This window comes from Pseudomonas sp. p21 (genome assembly GCF_001642705.1).
Classification (GTDB): Bacteria; Pseudomonadota; Gammaproteobacteria; order Pseudomonadales; family Pseudomonadaceae; genus Aquipseudomonas.
In genome coordinates, this window is the sequence record NZ_LWBV01000001.1 from 721,706 (window position 1) to 742,827 (window position 21,122).

At 62.9% G+C, this 21,122-nt stretch carries 18 protein-coding genes; all 18 read left to right on the forward strand.

Annotated features, from left to right (window positions below):
- Positions 1 to 199 precede the first annotated feature (199 nt).
- The 18 genes from rpsB to tilS all read left to right on the forward strand — a co-directional run bounded on the left by rpsB (position 200) and on the right by tilS (position 20,964).
- Complete coding sequence (rpsB, locus tag A4C63_RS03410) at positions 200 to 937, forward strand: 30S ribosomal protein S2 (RefSeq protein WP_003252287.1); 738 nt, start codon at positions 200 to 202, stop codon at positions 935 to 937.
- Positions 938 to 1,123: 186 nt separating this feature from the next.
- A complete protein-coding gene (tsf, locus tag A4C63_RS03415; protein ID WP_013971250.1) occupies positions 1,124 to 1,987 on the forward strand; it encodes a translation elongation factor Ts in 864 nt (287 codons plus the stop codon).
- Positions 1,988 to 2,167: 180 nt separating this feature from the next.
- Positions 2,168 to 2,911 carry a UMP kinase gene (gene pyrH, locus A4C63_RS03420; protein ID WP_003252294.1) on the forward strand — a complete coding sequence of 248 codons (744 nt, stop codon included), beginning with the start codon at positions 2,168 to 2,170 and terminating at the stop codon, positions 2,909 to 2,911.
- The gene (gene frr / locus A4C63_RS03425; RefSeq protein ID WP_025337974.1) at positions 2,908 to 3,465 is read left to right on the forward strand and encodes a ribosome recycling factor; all 558 of its coding nucleotides are present in this window, start codon (positions 2,908 to 2,910) and stop codon (positions 3,463 to 3,465) included. The genes pyrH and frr overlap by 4 nt, the downstream gene beginning before the upstream one ends.
- A gap of 16 nt (positions 3,466 to 3,481) precedes the next feature.
- Positions 3,482 to 4,237, forward strand: coding sequence for a polyprenyl diphosphate synthase (gene uppS, locus A4C63_RS03430; RefSeq protein WP_063911507.1), 756 nt, complete (start codon positions 3,482 to 3,484; stop codon positions 4,235 to 4,237).
- Complete coding sequence (locus A4C63_RS03435) at positions 4,237 to 5,052, forward strand: phosphatidate cytidylyltransferase (RefSeq protein WP_063911508.1); 816 nt, start codon at positions 4,237 to 4,239, stop codon at positions 5,050 to 5,052. The genes uppS and A4C63_RS03435 overlap by 1 nt, the downstream gene beginning before the upstream one ends.
- On the forward strand, positions 5,049 to 6,239 hold the full coding sequence (gene ispC, locus A4C63_RS03440; RefSeq protein WP_063911509.1) for a 1-deoxy-D-xylulose-5-phosphate reductoisomerase: 1,191 nt from the start codon (positions 5,049 to 5,051) through the stop codon (positions 6,237 to 6,239). The genes A4C63_RS03435 and ispC overlap by 4 nt, the downstream gene beginning before the upstream one ends.
- A 71-nt stretch (positions 6,240 to 6,310) precedes the next feature.
- A complete protein-coding gene (rseP, locus tag A4C63_RS03445) occupies positions 6,311 to 7,663 on the forward strand; it encodes an RIP metalloprotease RseP (protein WP_063911510.1) in 1,353 nt (450 codons plus the stop codon).
- 74 nt (positions 7,664 to 7,737) lie between these two features.
- The gene (gene bamA, locus A4C63_RS03450) at positions 7,738 to 10,086 is read left to right on the forward strand and encodes an outer membrane protein assembly factor BamA (RefSeq protein ID WP_063911511.1); all 2,349 of its coding nucleotides are present in this window, start codon (positions 7,738 to 7,740) and stop codon (positions 10,084 to 10,086) included.
- A gap of 44 nt (positions 10,087 to 10,130) precedes the next feature.
- Positions 10,131 to 10,634 (forward strand): OmpH family outer membrane protein, encoded by a 504-nt coding sequence (locus tag A4C63_RS03455; RefSeq protein WP_015269197.1) that lies wholly within the window; start codon positions 10,131 to 10,133, stop codon positions 10,632 to 10,634.
- 1 nt (position 10,635) lies between these two features.
- Positions 10,636 to 11,691: a UDP-3-O-(3-hydroxymyristoyl)glucosamine N-acyltransferase gene (gene lpxD / locus A4C63_RS03460; RefSeq protein ID WP_063911512.1), complete on the forward strand. Its 1,056-nt coding sequence runs from the start codon at positions 10,636 to 10,638 to the stop codon at positions 11,689 to 11,691.
- 114 nt (positions 11,692 to 11,805) lie between these two features.
- Entirely contained in the window at positions 11,806 to 12,246 is a 441-nt protein-coding gene (gene fabZ, locus A4C63_RS03465) for a 3-hydroxyacyl-ACP dehydratase FabZ (RefSeq protein ID WP_028634990.1), read from the forward strand.
- On the forward strand, positions 12,243 to 13,019 hold the full coding sequence (lpxA, locus tag A4C63_RS03470) for an acyl-ACP--UDP-N-acetylglucosamine O-acyltransferase (protein ID WP_063911513.1): 777 nt from the start codon (positions 12,243 to 12,245) through the stop codon (positions 13,017 to 13,019). Before fabZ ends, lpxA begins: the two co-directional genes overlap by 4 nt.
- A 1-nt stretch (position 13,020) precedes the next feature.
- The gene (lpxB, locus tag A4C63_RS03475) at positions 13,021 to 14,148 is read left to right on the forward strand and encodes a lipid-A-disaccharide synthase (RefSeq protein WP_063911514.1); all 1,128 of its coding nucleotides are present in this window, start codon (positions 13,021 to 13,023) and stop codon (positions 14,146 to 14,148) included.
- Position 14,149: 1 nt separating this feature from the next.
- Positions 14,150 to 14,773 (forward strand): ribonuclease HII, encoded by a 624-nt coding sequence (gene rnhB / locus A4C63_RS03480; protein WP_063911515.1) that lies wholly within the window; start codon positions 14,150 to 14,152, stop codon positions 14,771 to 14,773.
- A gap of 186 nt (positions 14,774 to 14,959) precedes the next feature.
- On the forward strand, positions 14,960 to 18,484 hold the full coding sequence (gene dnaE / locus A4C63_RS03485) for a DNA polymerase III subunit alpha (RefSeq protein ID WP_063911516.1): 3,525 nt from the start codon (positions 14,960 to 14,962) through the stop codon (positions 18,482 to 18,484).
- A 107-nt stretch (positions 18,485 to 18,591) separates the two neighbouring features.
- Positions 18,592 to 19,539 carry an acetyl-CoA carboxylase carboxyl transferase subunit alpha gene (accA, locus tag A4C63_RS03490; RefSeq protein WP_063911517.1) on the forward strand — a complete coding sequence of 316 codons (948 nt, stop codon included), beginning with the start codon at positions 18,592 to 18,594 and terminating at the stop codon, positions 19,537 to 19,539.
- Between the two features lie 141 nt (positions 19,540 to 19,680).
- Entirely contained in the window at positions 19,681 to 20,964 is a 1,284-nt protein-coding gene (gene tilS / locus A4C63_RS03495) for a tRNA lysidine(34) synthetase TilS (RefSeq protein ID WP_063911518.1), read from the forward strand.
- Positions 20,965 to 21,122 lie beyond the last annotated feature (158 nt).

Consider the following 21,122-nt stretch of genomic DNA (forward strand, 5'->3'; position numbering starts at 1 on the left):
GCCGCTGACGGACGCAACAGTATCCGGGTTCCGTTCGGCCGCGGTCTGTGGTATAAAATGCGCCGCTTTCGGGGACGACCCCGTCAGCACTTAACCCACACACGTGTCGACACGATGACCTGGGTGCCCCGAGTTGCAGAATTCGCGGGTTGGTCATTGGGATACGTGGAGGCCCAACCCGACTTATCAAGGAACTATCATGTCCCAAGTCAACATGCGCGATATGCTGAAGGCCGGTGTGCACTTCGGCCACCAGACCCGTTACTGGAACCCGAAAATGGGCAAGTACATTTTCGGCGCGCGTAACAAGATCCACATCGTCAACCTGGAAAAAACCCTGCCGATGTTCAACGACGCTCTGTCGTTCGTAGAGCGCCTGGCCCAGGGCAAGAACAAGATCCTGTTCGTCGGCACCAAGCGTTCCGCCGGCAAGATCGTCGCCGAGCAAGCTGCTCGTTGCGGTTCGCCGTACGTTGACCACCGTTGGTTGGGCGGCATGCTGACCAACTACAAGACCATCCGCGCTTCGATCAAGCGTCTGCGCGACCTGGAAACCCAGGCCGAAGACGGCACTTTCGCCAAGCTGACCAAGAAAGAAGCCCTGATGCGCTCCCGCGACCTGGAAAAACTGGATCGCAGCCTGGGCGGTATCAAGGACATGGGCGGTCTGCCAGACGCTCTGTTCGTTATCGACGTTGATCACGAGCGCATCGCGATCACCGAAGCCAACAAGCTGGGCATCCCGGTTATCGGCGTTGTCGATACCAACAGCAGCCCGGAAGGTGTTGACTACATCATCCCAGGTAACGATGACGCCATCCGCGCTATCGAGCTGTACATGACTTCGATGGCTGACGCTGTCATCCGCGGCCGCAACAACGTTGCCGGCGGCACCGAAGTTTACGCTGAAGAAGCGGCTGCACCTGCTGCCGAGTAATTAGACGCTAGCGTCGACTTGGCACGCAAAAAGGGGGCTCTGCCCCCTTTTTGCCACCTTGAAATCCTGCTGTCAGCATCGGCCCCGCATCATGGGCTCGCTGAGACAAACACAGCGGATTTGCAGAATTGAACGCCCGTGACCAACGGGTGGAATGGTTGAAAAACTTTCCAAGAGGATTTTGAAATGGCAGCAATTACTGCAGCGCTGGTAAAAGAACTGCGCGAGCGTACCGGCGAAGGCATGATGGATTGCAAGAAGGCCCTGGAAAAGGCCGGCGGCGACATCGAAAAAGCCATTGACGACATGCGTGCCTCGGGCGCCATCAAGGCCGCCAAAAAGGCTGGCAACGTCGCTGCTGAAGGCGCTATCGCCGTCAAGACCGACGGTAAATCCGCCGTCCTGCTGGAAGTGAACTCGCAGACCGACTTCCTGGCCCTGCAAGACGACTTCAAGAACTTCGTTGCCGACAGCATCGAAGAAGCCTTCGCCCAGAAGCTGACCGATGCCGCTCCGCTGATCGCCTCGCGTGAAGCTGCTCGTGAAGCCCTGGTTGCCAAGTGCGGCGAGAACGTCAACATCCGTCGCCTGGTGCGCGTTGAAGGTGACGTTGTCGGTGCCTACCTGCACGGCAACAAGATCGGCGCTGCCGTTGTCCTGAAAGGCGGCGACGTCGATCTGGCCAAGAACATCGCCATGCACGTTGCGGCTTCGAACCCTGAGTTCCTGCTGCCGTCGGAAGTTTCGGCCGAAGCGATCGAGCGCGAGAAGGGTGTCTTCCTGCAGCTGAACGCTGACAAGATCGCTGGCAAGCCGGAAAACATCGTCGAGAACATGATCAAAGGTCGTATCTCGAAGTTCCTGGCCGAAGCCTCGCTGGTAGAGCAAGCCTTCGTCATGAACCCGGAAGTCAAGGTCGGCGAGCTGGCCAAGAAAGCCGGCGCTGAAATCGTTTCCTTCACCTACTTCAAGGTAGGCGAAGGCATCGAGAAGCCAGTCGACGACTTCGCTGCTGAAGTTGCCGCTCAGGTCGCTGCTGCCAAGCAGTAAGACAGCCCCGTCTGTCGCCCCGAAGAGGCTGCCCGCTCACGCGCGCAGCCTCTTTGTCAAAACGGCGAAGGGTTTATAAGGCCCGTCGCCGCTGGCACCGAAGCGGTGCCACGCTACAGTTAGCAGGCTGCAAACAGCCCGCACGAATTTTCTAAAAGTACGCCGCAGGAGAGACTCGCAATGGCTCAGCAGGTGAGTGGTCGCCAACCTCGCTATAAACGCATTTTGCTCAAACTTAGCGGCGAGGCCCTGATGGGCTCGGAAGACTTCGGGATCGACCCGAAAGTGCTGGATCGCATGGCCCTCGAAGTTGGCCAGCTGGTAGGGATCGGTGTCCAGGTCGGCCTGGTGATCGGTGGTGGCAACCTGTTCCGCGGCGCCGCGCTCAGCGCAGCCGGCATGGACCGCGTCACCGGTGACCACATGGGCATGCTGGCTACCGTGATGAACGGCCTGGCCATGCGCGACGCGCTGGAGCGCTCGAACATCCCGGCCCTGGTCATGTCGGCCATTTCCATGGTCGGTGTCACCGATCATTACGATCGTCGCAAAGCTATTCGCCACCTCAACTCCGGGGATGTGGTAATTTTCTCCGCCGGTACCGGCAACCCGTTCTTCACCACCGACTCCGCGGCCTGCCTGCGCGCCATCGAAATCGATGCCGATGTGGTGCTGAAGGCGACCAAGGTCGATGGTGTGTACACTGCCGATCCATTCAAGGACCCGCATGCCGAGAAGTTCGATCACCTGACCTACGACGAGGTCCTGGATCGCAAGCTGGGTGTGATGGACCTGACCGCAATCTGCCTGTGCCGTGACCACAAGATGCCATTGCGGGTATTCAACATGAACAAGCCTGGCGCCCTGCTGAACATCGTGGTGGGTGGCGCTGAAGGTACTCTGATCGAGGAAGGCCAAGCATGATCAACGACATCAAGAAAGACGCGCAGGAGCGCATGACCAAGTCCCTCGAGGCCCTGGCTCGCAACCTGGCGGCAATCCGCACCGGTCGCGCCCACCCAAGCATCCTGGACAGCGTCAAGGTCCCGGCCTGGGGTAGCGAGATGCCGCTGAACCAGGTGGCCGCGATCACCGTCGAAGATGCCCGCACCCTGAAGATCGTCGCCCACGACAAGAACCTCAGCGCCGCCATCGAGAAGGCCATCCTCACCTCCGACCTGGGCCTGAACCCGTCCAGCGCCGGTACCACCATCCGTGTGCCGATGCCGGCCCTGACCGAGGAAACCCGCAAGGGCTACACCAAGCAGGCCAGCGGCGTTGCCGAGGATGCCAAGGTGGCCGTACGCAACGTGCGCCGTGACGCACTGGCCGACCTGAAGAAGCTCACCAAGGACAAGGAAATCAGCGAAGACGAAGAGCGTCGTGCCGCTGACGAGATCCAGAAACTGACCGACAAGTACGTTGCCGAGGTCGATGCTGCCTTCAAAGCCAAGGAAAAGGACCTGATGGCCGTCTAAGGCCGGGGCTTTTTTAATGGAAAAGACCAAGCCAGCGGCGCCGTCCTCGGTGCCGCGTCATGTCGCGATCATCATGGATGGCAACAACCGCTGGGCGAAAAAACGCCTGCTGCCCGGCGTTGCCGGGCACAAGGCGGGTGTCGACGCCGTTCGCGCGGTCATCGAAGTCTGTGCCGAGTCCGGGGTCGAGGTACTGACCCTGTTCGCCTTCTCCAGCGAGAACTGGCAGCGCCCCGCCGAAGAGGTCGGTGCGCTGATGGAGTTGTTTTTCTCGGCCCTGCGCCGTGAGGCCAAGCGCCTCAACGAGAACAACATCAGTCTGCGTATCATTGGTGACCGTTCGCGTTTCCATCCCGAACTGCAGGCCGCCATGCGCGAGGCCGAGGCGCTGACCGCCGGCAACAACCGCTTCATCCTGCAGATCGCGGCCAACTACGGTGGCCAGTGGGACATTGCCCAGGCCGCCCAGCGGCTGGCGCGGGAAGTGCAAGCCGGGCATCTGCGCCCGGAAGACATCACCCCGGACCTGCTGCAGACCTGCCTGGCAACCGGCGAACTGCCGCTGCCGGACCTGTGTATCCGCACCGGTGGCGAGCACCGCATCAGTAACTTCCTGTTATGGCAGCTGGCCTACGCCGAGCTGTACTTCTCCGACCTGTACTGGCCGGACTTCAAACACGAGGCCATGCGCAACGCCCTGGCCGATTTCGCTTCGCGCCAGCGCCGCTTCGGTAAGACCAGCGAGCAGGTCGAGGCTGGAGCTCGTGCTTAATGCTTAAACAACGCATCATTACCGCGCTGATCCTGCTGCCGGTCGCGCTGGGTGGCTTCTTCCTGCTCAACGGTGGGGATTTCGCCCTGTTCATCGGCTTCGTGGTGACCCTCGGCGCCTGGGAGTGGGCGCGCCTGGCCGGGCTGATGGCCCAGCCGCTGCGCATCGCCTATGCCGTGGTCGTCGCCGGGGCGCTGATGCTGCTGTACATCCTTCCGGAGCTGGCACCCTGGGTGCTGGGTGCTGCAGTGATCTGGTGGGGGTTGGCCACCTGGCTTGTGCTTACCTACCCGCGCAGCAGTGAGCTGTGGGCCAGTGCTGCCTGCCGGTTGCTGATCGGCTTGCTGGTATTGCTGCCGGCCTGGCAGGGGCTGGTGCTGCTCAAGCACTGGCCGTTGGGTAACTGGCTGATCCTGTCGGTCATGGTGCTGGTGTGGGCTGCCGATATTGGCGCTTACTTCTCTGGCCGTGCCTTCGGCAAGCGCAAGCTGGCGCCACAGGTCAGCCCGGGCAAGAGCTGGGAGGGCGTGTATGGCGGCCTGGTGGTCAGCCTGGCGATTACCTTGGTGGTCGGCATCAGCCGCGACTGGGGCTTCGGCCAGATCCTGCTGGGCCTGCTGGGTGCCGCGCTGGTGGTCATGTCTTCGGTGGTCGGTGACCTGACCGAAAGCATGTTCAAGCGCCGTTCCGGCATCAAGGACAGCAGCAACCTGTTGCCCGGGCACGGTGGGGTGCTTGACCGCATCGACAGCCTGACCGCGGCGATCCCGATTTTCGCCGTGCTGCTGTGGGCTGCCGAATGGGGTGTGATGTGAGTCGTCCGCAGCGTATTACCGTGCTGGGGGCCACCGGCTCCATCGGCCTGAGCACGCTGGATGTCATCGCTCGCCACCCCGACCGCTACCAGGTGTTCGCCCTGAGCGGCTATTCGCGTATCGACGAACTACTGGCCCTGTGCGTTCGCCATCGCCCGGCGTTCGCCGTGGTGCCGAGCACCGAGGCGGCCGCGCGACTGCGCGAAAGCCTGGCTGCGGCGGGCTGCGCCACCGAGGTGCTGGAGGGCGAGGCTGGGCTGTGCCAGGTGGCTTCTGCGTCGGAAGTGGATGCGGTGATGGCGGCCATTGTCGGCGCCGCCGGCCTGCGTCCCACCCTGGCGGCGGTCGAGGCGGGCAAGAAGGTGTTGCTGGCCAACAAGGAGGCACTGGTAATGTCCGGTGCGCTGTTCATGGAAGCTGTGGGGCGCAGTGGCGCCGTACTGCTGCCGATCGACAGTGAGCACAACGCGATCTTCCAGTGCATGCCTGGCGACTACGCGCGCGGCCTGAGTGCCGTCGGCGTGCGCCGGATCCTGCTCACCGCCTCCGGCGGTCCGTTCCGCGAGACTCCCGTCGAGGCGCTGCTGGACGTCACCCCGGAACAAGCCTGCGCGCATCCCAACTGGTCCATGGGGCGCAAGATTTCCGTGGATTCGGCCAGCATGATGAACAAGGGCCTTGAGCTGATCGAGGCTTGCTGGCTGTTCGATGCCGCACCGGCCAAGGTCGAGGTGGTGGTGCACCCGCAGAGCGTTATCCACTCCCTGGTGGATTATGTGGACGGTTCGGTGCTGGCGCAGCTGGGTAACCCGGACATGCGCACGCCCATCGCCAACGCCCTGGCCTGGCCCGAGCGGATCGACTCCGGGGTGGCACCGCTGGACCTGTTCGCCATCGCCCGTCTGGATTTCCAGGCGCCCGACGAACAGCGCTTCCCTTGCCTGCGCCTGGCGCGGCAGGCTGCCGAAGCCGGCAACAGCGCACCAGCCGTGCTCAATGCGGCCAACGAGGTTGCGGTCGAGGCATTTCTCCAGCGGCGTATCCGCTTCCCGGAGATCGCGGGTATGATCGAACAGGTGCTCGATCAGGAGCCCGTCGTACCGCTGCCGTCGCTGGACGCGGTGTTCGCCGCCGACCAGCGTGCCCGGGAGCTTTCCCGTGAGTGGCTGAGGCGTCACGGTCGCTGATGCAGGCCCGCCACGGTTCACGAGGGGGCTGGGCATGATGCCAGCCCGCTGAACATCATTCGGAGATGGATATGACAGCGCTCTACATGATTATCGGCACCCTCGTAGCCCTGGGTGTGCTGGTCACTTTCCATGAGTTCGGCCACTTCTGGGTGGCGCGCCGCTGCGGTGTCAAGGTGCTGCGCTTCTCGGTGGGCTTCGGTACGCCGCTGCTGCGCTGGCATGACCGCCATGGCACCGAATTCGTGATCGCGGCGATCCCGCTGGGTGGTTACGTCAAGATGCTCGACGAGCGCGAGGGCGACGTGCCGTCGGCGCTGGTCGGCCAGTCGTTCAACCGCAAGTCCGTGCGCCAGCGTATCGCGATCGTCGCGGCGGGCCCGGTTGCCAACTTCCTGCTGGCCATTCTGTTCTTCTGGGTGCTGGCGATGCTGGGTACCCAGCAGGTCCGCCCGGTGATCGGTGCAGTCGAGGCTGGCAGCCTGGCAGCATCTGCAGGCCTGACCGCAGGTCAGGAAATCGTCTCCATCGACGGCAAGCCGACCAACGGTTGGTCCGCGGTCAATCTGCAGCTGGTCCGCCGTCTGGGCGAGAGCGGCACCTTGCAGGTTGGCGTGCGTGAAGAGGGTGCCAGTGCCGAGCGCCAACTGCAGGTGAAGCTGGACAGCTGGCTCAAGGGGGCCGACGAGCCGGACCCGATCCAGTCGCTTGGGCTGCAGCCTTGGCGCCCGGCGATCGTGCCGGTGTTGGCCGAGATCGATCCGAAGGGCCCGGCTGCCGCTGCGGGCCTGAAAACCGGTGACAAGCTGCTGGCCCTCGATGGCGTGGCCGTGAACGAATGGCAGCAGGTGGTCGATGCCGTGCGGGCCCGCCCGCAAGCCAAGGTAGTGGTACGTGTCGAGCGCGATGGTGCTGCGCTGGATGTGCCGGTCACCCTGGCGCGCAAGGGCGAGGGCAAGGCTGCCAGCGGCTATCTGGGTGCCGGGGTAAAAGGTGGCGAATGGCCTGCCAGCATGCTCCGCGAAGTCAGCTACGGCCCGCTGGATGCGGTGGGTGAGGGGCTGTCACGCACCTGGAACATGAGCGTCCTGACCCTTGAATCGCTGAAGAAAATGCTGTTCGGGGAGCTCTCGGTAAAAAACTTGAGCGGACCGATAACCATTGCTAAAGTGGCGGGCGCTTCAGCCCAGTCCGGCGTGGGGGATTTCCTGAATTTCCTGGCCTACCTGAGCATAAGCCTGGGGGTTCTTAACCTGCTGCCCATCCCGGTTCTGGATGGGGGGCATTTGCTGTTTTACCTGGTCGAGTGGGCGCGCGGTCGTCCGCTGTCGGATCGGGTGCAAGGTTGGGGGGTCCAGATCGGTATCAGTTTGGTCATAGGGGTGATGTTGCTCGCCCTGATCAACGATCTGGGTCGACTATAAAGCTTCGCTCAATTGCGAAACCTGCCGTCTTGTCGCGGCGGGCTGTTTATTGCCAGTTGGAATAAAAGGACTTCATGAAACGTCTGCTGCTAACTGCGGTCATGTCCGCACTGATGATCGCTGAAGTTCACGCCGAGTCCTTCACCATCTCCGATATCCGCGTCAACGGCCTGCAGCGGGTTTCCGCCGGCAGCGTCTTCGGTGCCTTGCCGCTGAACGTCGGCGACCAGGCCGATGACCGCCGCCTGGTGGAGTCGACCCGTTCCCTGTTCAAGACTGGCTTCTTCCAGGACATCCAGCTGAACCGCGATGGCAATGTGCTGATCATCAACGTGGTCGAGCGCCCGTCGGTGTCGAGCATCGAGATCGAAGGCAACAAGGCGATCAGCACCGAAGACCTGATGAAGGGCCTGAAGCAATCTGGCCTGGCCGAAGGCGAGATCTTCCAGCGTGCCACCCTCGAAGGTGTGCGTAACGAGCTGCAGCGCCAGTACGTGGCCCAGGGCCGCTACTCGGCTGAAGTCGACGCCGAAGTGGTGCCGCAGCCGCGCAACCGCGTGGCGCTGAAGATCAAGATCAACGAAGGTACCGTCGCCGCCATCCAGCATATCAACATCGTTGGCAACAACGTGTTTGACGACGAGACCCTGGCGCAGCTGTTCGAGCTGAAGACCACCAACTGGCTGTCGTTCTTCAAGAACGACGACAAGTACGCCCGCGAAAAGCTCTCCGGTGACCTGGAACGTCTGCGTTCCTACTACCTGGACCGCGGCTACATCAACATGGACATCGCTTCCACCCAGGTGTCCATCACGCCAGACAAGAAACACGTCTACATCACCGTCAACATCAACGAAGGCGAGAAGTACACCGTCCGCGACGTGAAGCTGTCCGGTGATTTGAAAGTGCCGGAAGACCAGGTCAAGTCGCTGCTGCTGGTGCAGCCTGGCCAGGTGTTCTCGCGCAAGGTGATGACCACCACCTCCGAGCTGATCACCCGTCGCCTGGGTAACGAAGGCTACACCTTCGCCAACGTCAACGGCGTGCCGCAGCCGAACGATGAAGACCACACCGTCGACATCATGTTCGTGGTCGACCCGGGCAAGCGTGCCTACGTCAACCGCATCAACTATCGCGGCAATACCAAGACCGAAGACGAAGTGCTGCGTCGCGAAATGCGCCAGATGGAAGGTGGCTGGGCTTCGACCTACCTGATCGACCAGTCCAAGACTCGTCTGGAGCGCCTGGGCTTCTTCAAGGAAGTCAACGTCGAGACCCCGCCGGTGCCGGGCACCGACGACCAGGTCGACGTCAACTACAGCGTCGAAGAGCAGGCCTCCGGCTCGATCACCGCCAGCGTCGGTTTCGCCCAGAGCGCCGGCCTGATCCTCGGTGGTTCGATCAGCCAGAGCAACTTCCTCGGTACCGGTAACAAGGTGTCCATCGGCCTGACCCGTTCGGAATACCAGACCCGTTACAACTTCGGTTTTGTTGACCCCTACTTCACTGCCGATGGCGTGAGCCTGGGCTACAACGCCTTCTATCGCAGCACCGACTACGACGACCTTGACGTCGACGTGGCCAGCTACGCGGTGGACAGCTACGGTGCCGGCGTCAGCCTGGGCTACCCGATCAGCGAGACCTCGCGCCTGACCTATGGCCTGAGCGTACAGCAGGACAAGATCAAGACCGGCAAGTACACCGTTGACGAGATCTTCGACTTCCTGGAGCAGGAAGGCGATAACTTCCTGAACTTCAAGGCCTCGATCGGCTGGTCCGAATCGACCCTGAACAAAGGTGTGCTGGCCACCCGTGGCCACTCGCAAAGTCTGACCCTGGAATCGACCATTCCGGGCAGCGACCTGTCGTTCTACAAGCTCGACTACCGTGGCCAGCTGTTCAAGCCGATCACCAATGACTATACCCTGCGTCTGCACACCGAGCTGGGCTATGGTGATGGCTATGGCAGCACCTCGGGCCTGCCGTTCTACGAGAACTACTTCGCGGGTGGCTTCAACTCGGTCCGTGGATTCAAGGACAGCAGCCTGGGCCCACGCAGTACGCCGAGCGACGGTACTCGGCCGGGCACTCTTCGCGACCCGGATCAGGATCCGTTGCCGTTTGGTGGCAACGTGCTGGTACAGGGCGGTGTCGAGTTGCTGTTCCCGCTGCCGTTCGTCAAGGACCAGCGTTCGCTGCGCACCTCCGTGTTCTGGGACGTGGGTAACGTGTTCGACACCAATTGCGGCAACCAGCCTGATTGCGAGAAGGTCGGTTTCTCGGGCATGGCCAGTTCGGTCGGCCTGGGCGTGACCTGGATTACCGCACTGGGCCCGCTGAGCTTCAGCCTGGCAATGCCGGTCAAGAAGCCGGACGATGCCGACACCCAGGTGTTCCAATTCTCTCTGGGCCAGACCTTCTGAGGTCGGCCCTCGCTTAATGACAACGGTTTATCCAGGAGTTCATCGTGCGTAAGTTGACCCAACTGGCCGTAGTGGCCGCGGCGCTGGTCGCCACCCCGGCTTTCGCCGAAATGAAGGTTGCCGTCCTGAACTATCAGATGGCCCTGCTGGAATCGGATGCCGCCAAGAAATACGCGGTAGATGCCGAGAAGAAGTTCGGTCCGCAACTGACCAAGCTGAAAAGCCTGGAAAGCAGCGCCAAGGGCATCCAGGACCGTCTGATCAAGGGCGGCGACAAGATGCAGCAGCAGGAGCGTGAGCGCCTGGAGCTCGAGTTCAAGCAGAAGGCTCGTGACTTCCAGTTCCAGTCCAAGGAACTGAACGAAGCCAAGGCCGTTGCCGACCGCGACATGCTCAAGCAGTTGAAGCCGAAGCTGGATGGCGCTGTCGAGGAAGTGATCAAGAAAGGTGGTTACGACCTGGTCCTCGAGCGTGGTGCGGTCATCGATGTCAAGCCTCAGTACGACATCACCCGCCAGGTCATCGAGCGCATGAACCAAGCCCGTTGATATGACCGTGACCATGACGCTAGGCCAGTTGGCCGAGGCCCTCGGCGCCACCCTCAAGGGGCCCGAGGCGCTGCAGATTACCGGGCTGGCCACCTTGCAGGAGGCTGGCCCCGGTCAGTTGAGCTTCCTCGCCAACCCGCAGTACCGCAAATTCCTGGATAGCAGCCAGGCGGCCGCGGTGCTGCTGAAGGCGGCGGACGCCGATGGCTTTGCCGGCAATGCGCTGATCGTCGCCGATCCGTACCTGGCCTATGCGCGCATTTCCCACCTGTTCGACCCCAAACCCAAGGCTGTGGCGGGTATTCATCCCAGCGCCGTGGTGGCCGTGGACGCGCAGGTGGACGCCAGTGCCAGCATCGGGCCGTTCGCGGTCATCGAAAGCGGTGCGCGCATCGCGGCCAATGTCAGCGTGGGGGCACACTGCGTGGTCGGTGCCCGTTGCGTGATCGGTGAGGGTGGCTGGCTGGCTCCACGGGTCACCCTGTACCATGATGTGACCATCGGCAAGCGTGTGGTCATCCAGTCGGGTGCGGTGATCGGCGGTGAAGGCTTCGGCTTTGCCAACGAGAAGGGCGTGTGGCGCAAGATCGCCCAGATCGGTGGTGTGACCATCGGCGACGACGTGGAAATCGGCGTCAACACCGCGGTCGATCGTGGTGCGCTGTCGGACACGCGGATCGCTGACGGGGTCAAGCTCGACAACCAGATCCAGATCGCCCACAACGTGCAGATCGGTGAGCACACGGCCATGGCCGCCTGCGTCGGGATTTCCGGCAGCACGCGCATCGGCAAGCATTGCACCATTGCCGGCGGTGTCGGCATGGTGGGTCATATCGATGTCTGTGATAACGTTTTCGTGTCCGGCATGACCATGGTGACCCGTTCGATCACCGAACCGGGTGCCTATTCTTCCGGCACTGCCATGCAGCCACTGGCTGAATGGCGCAAGAGCGCCGCGCGTATCCGCCACCTGGACGACATGGCCAAGCGTCTCCAGCAGCTGGAAAAACGCGTCGATACCGTGACCTCAGGTGGCCAGCCGGCATCAGAAGGCTGATACCATTCCCTGAGCAAGAGTGAACAGTCGCTATCTGGCTCCTCTTTGGACTGCAAAAGGAGCGTGTGGTCAGCACCTGCGCTCCCTATTCTTATTACAGGCTTCCCCCCCGAAATGATGGACATCAACGAGATTCGCGAATACCTGCCTCACCGTTACCCGTTCCTGCTGGTGGACCGCGTGACGGATCTGGACTACGAGGCCCAGAGCATTCGTGCCTACAAGAATGTCAGCATCAACGAGCCGTTCTTCAATGGCCACTTCCCGGCGCACCCGATCATGCCGGGCGTTCTGATCATCGAAGCCATGGCCCAGGCCGCCGGTATCCTCGGTTTCAAGATGCTTGACGCCAAGCCGGCCGATGGCACCCTGTACTACTTCGTCGGCTCCGACAAGCTGCGTTTCCGTCAGCCGGTACTGCCAGGTGACCAGTTGGTGCTGGAAGCCAAGTTCCTCAGCCGCAAGAGCATGATCTGGAAATTCGAGTGCCGCGCCCTGGTCGACGGCAAGCCGGTTTGCTCGGCGGAAATCACCTGTGCGGAACGCTCCCTATGAATTCGATTGATCCTCGGGCCATTATCGACCCCTCGGCCAAGCTGGCCGACGGTGTCGAGGTCGGCCCCTGGTCGATCGTTGGCCCCGATGTGGAAATCGGGGAGGGCACCGTTATCGGCCCGCATGTTGTGCTCAAAGGGCCGACCCGCATCGGCAGGCACAACCGTATCTTTCAGTTTTCCTCGATCGGCGAAGACACTCCGGACCTCAAGTACAAGGGTGAGCCGACGCGCCTGGTGATCGGTGACCACAATGTGATCCGCGAAGGGGTGACCATTCACCGCGGCACCGTCCAGGATCGCTCGGAAACCACCGTGGGCGACCACAACCTGATCATGGCCTATGCCCACATCGGCCACGATAGCGTCATCGGCAACCACTGCATCCTGGTCAACAACACGGCCCTGGCCGGCCATGTGCATGTGGGCGACTGGGCGATCCTGTCCGGCTACACCCTGGTGCACCAGTACTGCCATATCGGTGCCCACGCGTTTTCGGGCATGGGCACGGCGATCGGCAAGGACGTCCCGGCTTTTGTCACCGTGTTCGGCAGCCCGGCCGAAGCCCGCAGCATGAACTTCGAAGGCATGCGCCGCCGGGGTTTCAGCGACGAGGTGATCCACGTGCTGCGCCGTTGCTACAAGATCGTCTATCGCCAGGGCCTGACCGTCGAAGACGCGCTCAAGGAACTGGACGAACTGGCTGCGAAGCACCCTGAGGTCGACCTGTTCCGTCAGTCGATCGTGAACTCCGCACGCGGCATCACCCGCTGACATGGCCCAGCTTTGCGTAGCCTTGGTCGCAGGTGAGGCCAGCGGCGACATTCTCGGTTCAGGCTTGATGCGTGCCCTCAAGGCACGCCACCCCGACGTACGGTTCATCGGCGTTGGCGGCCCCTTGATGGAGGCCGAAGGGCTGCAATCCTATTTCCCCATGGAGCGCCTGGCCGTCATGGGCCTGGTCGAAGTGCTGGGGCGCCTGCGCGAACTGCTCAAGCGCCGCAAGCTGCTGATCGAGACCCTGATCGGCGAAAAGCCTGATGTGTTCATCGGCATCGATGCGCCCGATTTCACCCTCAACATCGAACTGAAGCTGCGTCAGGCCGGGATCAAGACCGTGCACTATGTCAGCCCGTCGGTCTGGGCCTGGCGGCAGAAGCGCGTGCTGAAGATTCGCGAAGGCTGCGACCTGATGCTGACGCTGTTGCCATTCGAGGCACGGTTCTATGAAGAGCAGGGTGTGCCGGTGCGCTTTGTCGGCCACCCGTTGGCCGATACCATCCCGCTCGAAGCCGACCGCCCCGCGGCGCGTGCCGCGCTGGGCCTGGGCGAAGGGCCGGTAGTCGCGTTGATGCCGGGTAGCCGGGGCGGCGAAGTAGGGCGCCTGGGGGCGCTGTTCCTGGATACCGCCGAACGGCTGCGCCAGCAGGTACCGGGCGTGCGTTTCGTGCTGCCTTGCGCCAATGCCGCGCGGCGTGCCCAGATCGAACAGATGCTTGAAGGGCGCGAACTGCCGCTGACCCTGCTCGATGGCCAGTCGCACCGGGCCCTGGCGGCCTGTGACGCCGTGCTGATCGCCTCGGGTACGGCCACCCTGGAAGCGCTGCTGTACAAGCGGCCGATGGTGGTGGCCTATCGCCTGGCACCGCTGACCTACTGGATCCTCAAGCGCCTGGTAAAGAGCCCTTACGTGTCGTTGCCGAACCTGCTGGCCCAGCGCGTGCTGGTACCCGAGCTGCTGCAGGACGACGCTACCAGCGAAGCCCTGGCCAACACCCTTGCGCCGCTGGTAGCCGATGGCAGCCAACAGACCGAACGTTTCGACGAAATTCACCGCACCCTGCGCCGTGACGCCTCCAACCAGGCGGCCGAGGCGGTACTGGCCCTGCTCAAGGACCGCTGACATGCAAATTGGACTGGACTTCAACCTGGTCGAAGACCTGGTCGCCGGCGTTGACGAGGTGGGCCGTGGCCCGCTGTGCGGCGCGGTGGTGACCGCGGCGGTGATTCTCGACCCGGCCCGCCCGATCCTTGGCCTGAACGATTCGAAGAAGCTCACCGAAGCCAAGCGCGAGGCGCTTTACGATGAGATCTGCGAAAAGGCCCTGAGCTTCTGCATCGCCCGCGCCGAGGTCGAGGAAATCGACCGCCTGAACATCCTGCAGGCCACCATGCTGGCCATGCAGCGCGCAGTGGAAGGCCTGCACATTACACCGAAGCTGGCACTGATCGACGGTAACCGCTGCCCGAAACTGGCCGTACCGGCGGCGCCGGTGGTCAAGGGCGATAGCCAGGTGCCGGCCATCGCGGCGGCGTCGATCCTGGCCAAGGTGACCCGTGACCGGGAGATGAGCGCATTCGAGCTGATCTACCCGGGTTATGGCATTGGCGGGCACAAGGGCTACCCGACCCCGGTGCACCTTGAGGCGCTGGCACGGTTGGGGCCAACGCCCATTCATCGGCGTTCCTTTGCCCCGGTGCGGGCTGCGTGGGACGCGCGTGAAGGCGTCACCGATTCTCTGATCTGACGTAAGGGGCCGCTTTGCGGCCCTTCGCGGGCGTGCCCGCTCCTACAGGTACAGCGCCGTTCCTGAGGGTGATGATATCCCCGTGGGAGCGGGCGTGCCCGCGAAGGGCTGCGAAGCAGACCAAATTCCATCCCCATTTAAGCTACAATCCCGCCCTTGTCGTTCAGCACTGCTACAGGATCTTCCATGTCGGTTCCCTTCGTTCACCTGCGCGTCCACTCCGAATTCTCGCTGGTCGACGGCCTGGTGCGGATCAAGCCGCTGGCCAAGGCGCTGGCCGGGATGAACATGCCAGCGGTGGCGATCACCGACCAGAGCAACATGTGCTCGCTGGTGAAGTTCTACAAGACTGCCATGGGCGCCGGCATCAAGCCGATCTGCGGCGCCGACCTGTGGCTGGCCGCAGCTGACCCGGAAGCACCGTTGTCGCGTATCTGCTTCCTGGCCATGAACCCCAAGGGCTACCGCAACCTCACCGAGCTGATTTCGCGTGGCTGGACCGACGGCCAGCGCAACGGCCTGGTAATCCTCCAGCGTGAATGGATCGGCCCCGCCAGCGAGGGCCTGATCGCCCTGTCCGCAGGCAAGGAAGGCGACGTCGGCATGGCCCTGCTGGCCGGCAAGGACGATGAAGCCGAGTCCCTGCTGCAGGACTGGATGGCAATGTTCCCCGAGCGGTTCTACGTCGAAGTGCAGCGCACCAACCGCGCCCGCGACGAGGAATATGTGCACGCTGCCGTGGCCCTGGCGGACAAGTTCGGCGCCCCGCTGGTTGCGACCAACGACGTGCGATTCATCAAGCAGTCGGACTTCGACGCCCACGAAACCCGCGTGTGCATCGGCGAGGGCTGGACGCTCGACGACCCGCGTCGGCCAAGGATGTACAGCGACCAGCAGTACCTGAAGTCGGCCGAGGAAATGACCGAGCTGTTCAGTGACCTGCCCGACGCCATCGCCAACACCGTCGAGATCGCCAAGCGCTGCAACATCCAGGTGCAGTTGGGCAAGTACTTCCTGCCCGACTTCCCCACGCCCAACGGCATGGGCATCGATGACTACCTGCGGCATGTGTCCCACGAAGGCCTGGAAGAGCGCCTGGCGGTGCTGTGGCCGAAAGAGACCACGCCCAATTACGAAGAGAAGCGCCAGGTCTACCTGGACCGCCTGAAGTTCGAGCTGGACATCATCATCCAGATGGGCTTCCCCGGTTACTTCCTGATCGTTATGGACTTCATCAAGTGGGCCAAGAATAACGGCGTGCCAGTCGGCCCGGGCCGGGGGTCGGGTGCCGGCTCGCTGGTGGCCTACGTGCTGAAGATCACCGACCTCGACCCGCTGGCCTACGACCTGCTGTTCGAGCGCTTCCTCAACCCAGAACGTATTTCCATGCCCGACTTCGACGTCGACTTCTGCATGGATGGCCGTGACCGGGTAATCGATTACGTGGCCGAAGCCTATGGCCGTAACGCGGTCAGCCAGATCATCACCTTCGGTACCATGGCGGCGAAGGCGGTGGTGCGAGACGTGGCGCGGGTACAGGGCAAGTCCTATGGCTTGGCCGACCGCCTGTCGAAGATGATCCCGTTCGAAGTGGGCATGACCCTGGAGAAGGCCTACGAGCAGGAAGAAATCCTGCGTGACTTCCTCAAGGGCGACGAAGACGCCCGCGAAATCTGGGACATGGCCCTGAAGCTCGAGGGCGTGACGCGCGGTACCGGCAAGCACGCCGGTGGTGTGGTCATCGCCCCGACCAAGCTCACCGACTTCTCGCCGATCGCCTGTGACGAAGAGGGCGGCGGCCTGGTAACCCAGTTCGACAAGGATGACGTCGAGGCCGCCGGCCTGGTGAAGTTCGACTTCCTCGGCCTGCGGACCCTGACCATCATCAAGTGGGCAATGGAGATCATCAACCGCGAGCAGGCCAAGAAGAACCTGCCCGACGTCAACATCGACTTCATCCCGCTGGACGATCGCAAGACCTACGAGTTGTTGCAGAAGGCTGAAACCACGGCGGTGTTCCAGCTTGAATCGCGCGGCATGAAGGAGCTGATCAAGAAGCTCAAGCCCGACTGCCTGGAAGACCTGATCGCACTGGTGGCTCTGTTCCGCCCGGGCCCGCTGCAGTCGGGCATGGTGGACGACTTCATCAACCGCAAGCACGGCCGCGCCGAGCTGGCGTACCCGCACCCGGACTACCAGTACGAAGGCCTGAAGCCGGTACTGGCGCCCACCTACGGCATCATCCTGTACCAGGAACAGGTGATGCAGATTGCCCAGGTGATGGCTGGTTACACCCTCGGCGGCGCCGACATGCTGCGCCGTGCGATGGGTAAGAAAAAGCCCGAGGAGATGGCCAAGCAACGTGGTGGTTTCATCGAAGGTTGTGCCAACAACAATATCGATGCGGACCTGGCCGGTAACATCTTCGACCTGGTGGAAAAGTTCGCCGGCTACGGCTTCAACAAATCCCACTCCGCCGCCTATGGCCTGGTGTCTTACCAGACGGCCTGGCTGAAGACCCACCACCCGGCGGCGTTCATGGCCGCCGTACTCTCGGCGGACATGCACAACACCGACAAGGTGGTGGTGCTGGTCGAGGAAGTGCGCAGCATGAAGCTGCGCCTCGATGCGCCGGACGTGAACTTCTCCGACTTCAAGTTCACCGTCAACAACGACGGCCGCATCGTCTATGGCCTGGGGGCGATCAAGGGTGTCGGTGAGGGCCCGGTGGAAGCGATCGTCGAGGCTCGCGCCCAGGGCGGCCCGTTCAAGGACCTGTTCGATTTCTGCGAACGCATCGACCTCAAGCGAGTCAACAAGCGTACCCTCGACGCGCTGATCCGCAGTGGTGCGCTTGACCGCCTGGGCCCGCACTTCCATGACGAGATCAAGGCCTACCATGCCAACATCGACCTCAACCGTGCCACCTTGCTGTCGGCGCTGGGCGAGGCCATCAAGGCCGCCGAGCAGGCGGCGCATACCGCTGACAGTGGCCACGTCGACCTGTTCGGCGGCATGTTCGACGAAGTGGATGCCGACGTTTACGCCAACCACCGCAAGGTGCGCGAGCTGACCCTCAAGGAACGCCTGAAGGGCGAGAAGGACACCCTTGGCCTGTACCTCACCGGCCACCCGATCGACGAGTACGAGACCGAGATCCGCCGCTTCGCCCGCCAGCGCATTATCGACCTCAAGCCGTCACGCGATACCCAGACCATCGCCGGCATGATCATTGCCCTGCGGGTGATGAAGAACAAGAAGGGCGACAAGATGGGCTTCGTCACCCTCGATGACCGCTCCGGGCGCATCGAGGCGTCGCTGTTTGCCGATGCCTTCATGGCGGCACAGTCCTTGCTGCAGACCGATGCCATGGTGGTGGTCGAAGGCGAGGTCAGCAACGACGACTTCTCCGGTGGCCTGCGCCTGCGGGTCAAACAAGTGATGACCATGGAGGACGCGCGCACCAAGCTGGCCGAGAGCCTGCGCCTGAAGGTGGCACACGAAGCGCTCAAGGGCGACCGGCTGAAGTGGCTGGGCGAGCTGATTACCCGCCATCGCGGCGCTTGCCCGATCACCCTCGAGTACACCGGCAGCGACGCCAAGGCCATGCTGCAGTTCGGTGAGCAATGGGCCATCGACCCGGCCGATGGGCTGATTCAGGCGCTGCGTGACCAGTTCGGGCGTGAGAACGTCTTCCTGCAATATCGTTGAACCGACAAAAAATTTAATCTCGACCTGAATGCGCCTGATCCCTTAAGGTATGGCGCCAAACGGATCAACCGGCCGGCCGCCTGGCCGTAGACCCAAGACGGATGACTATGAACCCGAATTTTCTCGATTTCGAACAGCCGATTGCCGACCTGCAAGCCAAGATCGAAGGCCTGCGCCTGGTAGGCAACGACAACTCGCTGAACATCAGCGATGAAATTGCCCGTCTGCAAGACAAGAGCAACACCCTGACCGAAAGCATCTTCGGCAACCTGACCAGCTGGCAGATCGCCCGCCTGGCCCGTCATCCGCGTCGTCCTTACACCCTGGACTACCTGGAGCACATCTTCACCGAGTTCGAAGAACTGCACGGTGACCGCCACTTCGCCGACGATGCCGCCATCGTTGGTGGTACCGCGCGCCTGGATGGCAAGCCAGTCATGGTCATCGGCCACCAGAAGGGCCGCGAAGTGCGCGAGAAGGTACGCCGCAACTTCGGCATGCCGCGCCCTGAAGGCTACCGCAAGGCCTGCCGCCTGATGGAAATGGCCGAGCGCTTCAAGATGCCGATCCTGACCTTCATCGACACCCCGGGCGCCTACCCGGGCATCGACGCCGAAGAGCGCAACCAGAGCGAGGCCATCGCCTGGAACCTGCGCGTGATGGCGCGTCTGAAAACCCCGATCATCGCCACCGTGATCGGTGAGGGTGGTTCCGGCGGTGCGCTGGCCATCGGTGTGTGCGACCAGTTGAACATGCTGCAGTACTCCACCTACTCGGTGATCTCGCCGGAAGGCTGCGCCTCGATCCTGTGGAAGACCGCCGACAAGGCAGCTGACGCGGCCGAGGCCATGGGTATCACTGCCGAGCGCCTGAAGAGCCTGAACATCGTCGACAAGGTCATCCAGGAGCCGCTGGGCGGCGCCCACCGTGACCCGGCGAAGATGTCGGAAAGCATTCGTGCCGACCTGGTACAGCAGCTGGACATGCTCGCCAAGCTCGACCACGACGCGCTGCTGGCCCGTCGTTACGATCGCCTGATGAGCTACGGCGTTTGATGATGCGGTGAATGGCACCGGCTTTGCCGGTGTTCGCGGGCACGCCCGCTCCCACAGGAATTGCACTGCCCTTGGGGCTTGCACCATACCTGTAGGAGCGGGCGTGCCCGCGAATGCTTTCTTGAATCGAGCGAGGGCTAGATGATCAACCTCACCCCTTGGCTCAACGCCCCCAACTGGTACATCGCCTTCTCCGGCGGCCTCGACTCCACCGTACTCCTGCACCTGCTGGCCGATTACGCCCGCAGTCACGCATCGCCTCCACTGCGCGCCATCCACGTCCACCACGGCCTGCAAAGCGCTGCCGACGCCTGGCCCGCCCACTGCCAGAGCGTCTGCGACAAGCTCGGCATCGAACTCCAGGTCATCCACGTCCAGGTCCCCCCCGGCGCCAGCCTCGAACAGGCCGCCCGCGACGCCCGTTATGCTGCCTTCAGGCAAGCGCTCGGCCAAGGCGACATCCTGTTCACTGGCCAGCACCGCGACGACCAGGCCGAAACCCTGCTGTTCCGCCTGCTGCGCGGCGCCGGCCTGCGTGGCCTGGCAGCAATGCCGGGGCAGCGGGTGCTAGGGCAGGGCAGCCTGGTCAGGCCATTGCTGGGCTGTTCACGCCAGCAACTGCAGGACTACGCCCAGGCTAAAGGGCTGGCCTGGATCGAAGATCCGTCAAACGCCGACACACAATTTGCCCGCAACTACCTGCGTGGCGAAGTGTTTCCGCTACTTCAGCAGCGTTGGCCGCAAGCCAGCCAGAATTTCGCCCGCGCCGCCGAGCACCTGGGCGAAGCCCTGGGCCTGCTGGACGAACTGGCCCAGGAGGATCTGGCGCTCGCCGAGGAGGGCGCACCGGTGGCCTGGTCGGAGCTGGATTCCCTCGACCTGGCTACCCTGGTGGCGCTGTCGCCGGCCCGTCAGCGCAATGCCCTGCAACACTGGCTGAGCCGGCGCACCCGCCTGCCCGACACCCGGCACTGGGCGGGCTGGGCGGACCTGCGCGATGCCGCCGCCGATGCCCGGCCCGTCTGGCAGCTTGCCGATGGGCAACTGCTGCGCAGCCATGGGCGCATCTGGTGGTTGAGCGGCGACTGGCTGCCGTTGCCCGCCGGCGAACTGGCCTGGGCCAATCCCGCCGAGCCTTTGCTGTTACCGGGCAACGGCAGCGTGCGTCTTGCTGGCGCAGTGCCGCTGGACGGCCTGCGCATTGCCTACCGCCAGGGCGGTGAAGTGCTGGACCTCCCCGGCCGCGGCCGACGCGACCTCAAGCGCCTGCTCAACGAGCTGCAGGTGCCGTTCTTCCTGCGTCCGCGCCTGCCATTGCTGTATCAGGGCGAGCGCCTGCTGGCGGTGGCCAACCTGCCCGGGCTGGTGCAGGCGGATTGCCAGCTGTATTGGCAGTTACCGACGAACGCGCAAGGTTTGAGCTGAAGGGTACATTCGGGTAGACTACCCTCCCTTCTTGATACAGCTTCTGTGGGTTCCTCGAAAACACAGGGGTTGCCGATTACCAAGCAGTTTTTTGCTGGGCTGATTCTGAAAATGACGAGCGAGCTCCATGCCGGGGATACCCCTGGTCTGTACAGACG

Bases quoted from the DNA above. Each gene is read 5' to 3' on its own strand.
- rpsB (WP_003252287.1), top strand. From the start codon at position 200: ATGTCCCAAGTCAACATGCGCGATATGCTGAAGGCCGGTGTGCACTTC.
- tsf (WP_013971250.1), top strand. From the start codon at position 1,124: ATGGCAGCAATTACTGCAGCGCTGGTAAAAGAACTGCGCGAGCGTACC.
- pyrH (WP_003252294.1), top strand. From the start codon at position 2,168: ATGGCTCAGCAGGTGAGTGGTCGCCAACCTCGCTATAAACGCATTTTG.
- frr (WP_025337974.1), top strand. From the start codon at position 2,908: ATGATCAACGACATCAAGAAAGACGCGCAGGAGCGCATGACCAAGTCC.
- uppS (WP_063911507.1), top strand. From the start codon at position 3,482: ATGGAAAAGACCAAGCCAGCGGCGCCGTCCTCGGTGCCGCGTCATGTC.
- A4C63_RS03435 (WP_063911508.1), top strand. From the start codon at position 4,237: ATGCTTAAACAACGCATCATTACCGCGCTGATCCTGCTGCCGGTCGCG.
- rseP (WP_063911510.1), top strand. From the start codon at position 6,311: ATGACAGCGCTCTACATGATTATCGGCACCCTCGTAGCCCTGGGTGTG.
- bamA (WP_063911511.1), top strand. From the start codon at position 7,738: ATGAAACGTCTGCTGCTAACTGCGGTCATGTCCGCACTGATGATCGCT.
- lpxD (WP_063911512.1), top strand. From the start codon at position 10,636: ATGACCGTGACCATGACGCTAGGCCAGTTGGCCGAGGCCCTCGGCGCC.
- fabZ (WP_028634990.1), top strand. From the start codon at position 11,806: ATGATGGACATCAACGAGATTCGCGAATACCTGCCTCACCGTTACCCG.
- lpxA (WP_063911513.1), top strand. From the start codon at position 12,243: ATGAATTCGATTGATCCTCGGGCCATTATCGACCCCTCGGCCAAGCTG.
- lpxB (WP_063911514.1), top strand. From the start codon at position 13,021: ATGGCCCAGCTTTGCGTAGCCTTGGTCGCAGGTGAGGCCAGCGGCGAC.
- rnhB (WP_063911515.1), top strand. From the start codon at position 14,150: ATGCAAATTGGACTGGACTTCAACCTGGTCGAAGACCTGGTCGCCGGC.
- dnaE (WP_063911516.1), top strand. From the start codon at position 14,960: ATGTCGGTTCCCTTCGTTCACCTGCGCGTCCACTCCGAATTCTCGCTG.
- accA (WP_063911517.1), top strand. From the start codon at position 18,592: ATGAACCCGAATTTTCTCGATTTCGAACAGCCGATTGCCGACCTGCAA.
- tilS (WP_063911518.1), top strand. From the start codon at position 19,681: ATGATCAACCTCACCCCTTGGCTCAACGCCCCCAACTGGTACATCGCC.